This window comes from Variovorax sp. LG9.2 (assembly GCF_035018885.1).
Taxonomy (GTDB): domain Bacteria; phylum Pseudomonadota; class Gammaproteobacteria; order Burkholderiales; family Burkholderiaceae_C; genus Variovorax.
In genome coordinates this window covers 1-1,301 of record NZ_JASJXB010000086.1, presented here as the reverse complement: position 1 = coordinate 1,301, position 1,301 = coordinate 1, and the positions used below count along the sequence as shown (strand labels likewise).

2 protein-coding genes are annotated in these 1,301 nt (G+C 57.6%); both read left to right on the top strand.

What is annotated here, in order from left to right; genetic code table 11:
- Window positions 1–228 precede the first annotated feature (228 nt).
- Complete coding sequence (locus tag QN413_RS26980; RefSeq protein ID WP_323499631.1) at window positions 229–507, top strand: GNAT family N-acetyltransferase; 279 nt, start codon at window positions 229–231, stop codon at window positions 505–507.
- A 131-nt stretch (window positions 508–638) separates the two neighbouring features.
- The gene (locus QN413_RS26975; RefSeq protein ID WP_323499630.1) at window positions 639–1,040 is read left to right on the top strand and encodes an MAPEG family protein; all 402 of its coding nucleotides are present in this window, start codon (window positions 639–641) and stop codon (window positions 1,038–1,040) included.
- The last annotated feature ends 261 nt before the right edge of the window (window positions 1,041–1,301 follow it).

Sequence of the window (1,301 nt, the reverse complement as noted above, 5' to 3'; positions counted from 1 at the left end):
GCTCACCCAGGTACGGATTTTCTCCTCGGGCACGTTCCACCGCCGCGCCAACAGCTTTGCGCCGCCTTCACCGCCCAGAAAGCTATTGACGACCTGGAGCTTGAACTCCGTTTTGTACTTCTCCATGGGACTCCTTGAAGTTCGTCCAACTTCTGGGGGTCAGTTCAAAGCCGGGGCGATTCAGGGCGATTCAAACCCAATGCTGGCAATGATTACCAATGCCAGCCCATGAGTCAACCACATTACCGGCATATTGGCACCTCGGCCTTCGTTCACAAGCTCGCCGTTCGCCGAGCGTGGGCGAAGAAGGGAGTCTCGACCGAGCTGCTGTCCTATGCGCGGACTCGAGCCCAAGAGCTTGGGCGTGCTCACCTTCGCCTGGACTGCGTCGCGGACCGCCACGGGCTACGAAGCCTCTATGAAAGCTTCGGCTTCGACTTGCACAGCGTTGTCACGATAAGAGCCACTTCGTTTGCGAGATATCAACTCTCGACGGCTGAACCGTAGGGCGCGCGAAGGCGCCAACCGGCTACAGTCGGGCCAGAAGCGGACTTTTGCGCGCCGCAACCCGTCAGGTCGCCACCGCAGGGTATTCTGCGGACTTCGTTGAATTCTGAGGAGATGGAACCATGCCGAGCATGTCTGCATTCGTCCTGACCAGCTTCATCGCTTGGTCGTTGATTCTGCTTGTCCTCATGGAAGCTCTTCGTACCCGACTGGTCATGCAAAGGGCGGTCGCGGCGAATGAGTTCCAGCCCGACAACTCGAATCTGTCACCGTTCATGCAACGGCTCAGCAGAGCGCACGCCAACTGCCTCGAGGGCATCCCTGTATTTGGCGGCCTCTTGCTTATCGCTTTGGCTACCAACCGAACCAGCGTGACCGATGGGCTCGCGCCCTGGTTTTTAATCGCTCGCGTGTTCCAGTCGAGCGTCCATCTGTCGTCATTGAGCGTGCCCGCGGTCAATGCTCGATTTCTTGCGTTTCTGGCGCAGATTGGTATTGGGGCGTATTGGGTGTGGGCTTTGCTCGTCGCGTAGCCGCCTGCTCCGTGCCGGCCACGGACGGGAAGCGGCCAAAAGCCGACCTATAAATGACTCTGGCAAAGCGCTTGCAGAGACTGTTCTTCAAGGGTCGGACGCTTATGTAAGGGTCGTCTCAGAATTTGGGCGCAAAGTAAGGTGAGGCGTTCGAATTTGCGCTGACGCGCTATATCGATGATGGTTGACCTTGCCCCCGAAAAACGTACCCCTTGCTGAGTGTTTCAATTCAGACAAGGAGAACGCAGATGACGAAGACGA

Coding starts and splice junctions, on each gene's coding strand:
- QN413_RS26980 (WP_323499631.1), top strand. CDS start 229: ATGAGTCAACCACATTACCGGCATATTGGCACCTCGGCCTTCGTTCAC.
- QN413_RS26975 (WP_323499630.1), top strand. CDS start 639: ATGTCTGCATTCGTCCTGACCAGCTTCATCGCTTGGTCGTTGATTCTG.